The 1,961-nt window shown below is 48.4% G+C and carries 5 protein-coding genes and 1 pseudogene; all 6 read right to left on the bottom strand.

Annotation, left to right across the window (positions count from 1 at the left end; genetic code table 11):
* Positions 1-25: 25 nt before the first annotated feature.
* Positions 26-148: a type I toxin-antitoxin system Hok family toxin gene (locus FDW94_RS07725; protein WP_224776414.1), complete on the bottom strand. Its 123-nt coding sequence runs from the start codon at positions 146-148 to the stop codon at positions 26-28.
* Positions 93-242: pseudogene (locus FDW94_RS23965) on the bottom strand (DUF5431 family protein); the annotation flags it as partial. The gene FDW94_RS07725 and the pseudogene FDW94_RS23965, both read right to left, overlap by 56 nt.
* Positions 243-610: 368 nt before the next feature.
* Positions 611-937, bottom strand: coding sequence for a hypothetical protein (locus tag FDW94_RS07730; RefSeq protein WP_137377418.1), 327 nt, complete (start codon positions 935-937; stop codon positions 611-613).
* 183 nt (positions 938-1,120) lie between these two features.
* Positions 1,121-1,381 carry a hypothetical protein gene (locus tag FDW94_RS07735; protein ID WP_137377421.1) on the bottom strand — a complete coding sequence of 87 codons (261 nt, stop codon included), beginning with the start codon at positions 1,379-1,381 and terminating at the stop codon, positions 1,121-1,123.
* Between the two features lie 56 nt (positions 1,382-1,437).
* On the bottom strand, positions 1,438-1,746 hold the full coding sequence (locus FDW94_RS07740; RefSeq protein WP_137377419.1) for a hypothetical protein: 309 nt from the start codon (positions 1,744-1,746) through the stop codon (positions 1,438-1,440).
* A gap of 20 nt (positions 1,747-1,766) precedes the next feature.
* Positions 1,767-1,961 (bottom strand): hypothetical protein (locus tag FDW94_RS07745; RefSeq protein ID WP_137377420.1); only part of this gene is annotated, 195 nt, incomplete at its 5' end.

Below are 1,961 nucleotides of genomic sequence, written 5' to 3' on the forward strand. Positions count from 1 at the left end.
GGGGGTTTCCCCCCGCCGGGGTTAGCTACTTAGCGGATTCGTAGGCCATGAAAGCCGCCACCTCCCTGTTCGTGTCCCTGTAGCGAATTTCGCAGAGCGATTTCCGTGTCAGGTAAGTGAATATTAACAATGTAAGACACACTATCAATACACACCAAACCAGGGTACTTCGTGGCAGTTTCATAGCCTTCTTCTCCTTGCCTTACGGCGTCTAAGAGGCTATTCTGTTGGTGTCTAGTCAAGCAGATCGCCTCGTGTGTTGGTTAATTTAATTAACTTCCTACGGGGCTTTCTTCTTTCTGCCACACAACATCTGAAACGTCATGAGGCAAAAAGCCTCAAGCGCCATCATTATTATACCTCACCCCCTACCAGACTGACCAGGCGTCTTACCTTTATCTCGCTGATTTTATGTGGAATATGGTGATATTGTTCTAGGTATTATTCCTGAATTGCCTAAAAAAACCGCACCTTAATCAGTTGAGCATCCAACTTTTGGGGTGCAGTTCAGGTCGGGATGCGCTTTCGCCTGCTTCATATCACGCACCAGACAATAAGACTGCAGAGAAATTTCTGCCATCTTATTGAATTGCTTTTCTGTCAGTCACATTCAGAAGAGCCGTTCGTCATTTTCCTGCTCAAAGTGCATCAGAGCTGTTTTCAGTGATTCCCACAGATGCTTTTCTCCGGACGAGTCCGGAGAAAATTGCTCACACAAGTGTAGCAGATCCCCCAGGAAATCAGTCAAAACCGTTCCCAACGACTCACTATCACGATCCAGGCCAGTTTGTTTCGCAAAGGTCCACAGTGCACCTGCTGCAAGTGAAGCGTGATCGTCATTATTTCTGATGCGAACGGGGTAGCTTGCGTTCTCCAGATTTTGAGCCATCACTTTCAGGGCGGTCGCCGGGACATCGTACAGAGTGTGTTCTGTCATTGTCGTTCTCCTTAAATGCGACAGAATTTTCTGTCGCTACGGTTCTAAAGTGGCCTGCTGGCCGTATCGTTGTACCAGAACGTGGCCACCGGAAACGATGGCCACCAAAACTGGCCATTTTTCAAAACAGAGCGAGAACCTGAACGTTTCCCGCCCGGAGTGAATGGTTCGTACATGCCCGCTTTAAATCGACAGCCCCAGACGTTCTATCTTGCGTACGAACTGTTTGAAGTGTCCGGCTTCAGTTAAATTGATATGACGAAACTGTGAATCCACGCCCTTACTGAGTACATAAAAGTAGCGACCTTTCATTTTCTCGGGAGAATGTTTACGCAGCTTCTTCAGCTCGGCAAGAGTACGGAATTCCATCACATCCCACTCTTCCGGCGCAGTTGCGTTATTTTCATTCTCTGCAACCAGGATAATGAGGGGTGAAGGGGACATGGTCTGGATGATTTGAGTACCCATTTTTAATTTCCTTTTTTGTGAAGTATCTGTATTCAGCCATGTAACGGGCAGCGTTCGCTTTCTTCGTTCTGGCAGAGTTCACAGTTTTCAGTTTCATCGCATGATTTTGCGAACTGCATGCCCGCTGTCCATGCTTTCACCAGTTGAGGCTCGTCAGCAAACATGTGAGGAGGCGTGAATTCCCCCAGACCGAAATCCTGATAGCCAGCCTGTTGAGCTTCAAAAAGAGCATCGGCCTCTTCCCCCCGGGCCTTAACCGGGTCGATAACTCTCATTACGCGCGCCATACCCCACTGAACCCGAATATTCAGGCCGCGTACTGGAGGTAAAATTCTGTTCATAGCAGTTTCCCTTTAGCTGGTTAATTCACACCAAGACGGCGAAACATATCCGCAATAATGTTCCGGCGGGTGTATGACGCACCGGCTGCTTTAAGGTCAGCCAGGACATTAAATGCATAACTGGCATCCTGTCCGTGGACTGCCAGTACCTTTGCAGCAATCGGTTCCGGGCATGTCCTTACACATCTTCCGGAAGATTCTTGAGCGGCGGTTTT

This window comes from Citrobacter sp. wls757 (assembly GCF_005280935.1).
GTDB classification, from domain to species: domain Bacteria; phylum Pseudomonadota; class Gammaproteobacteria; order Enterobacterales; family Enterobacteriaceae; genus Citrobacter; species Citrobacter portucalensis.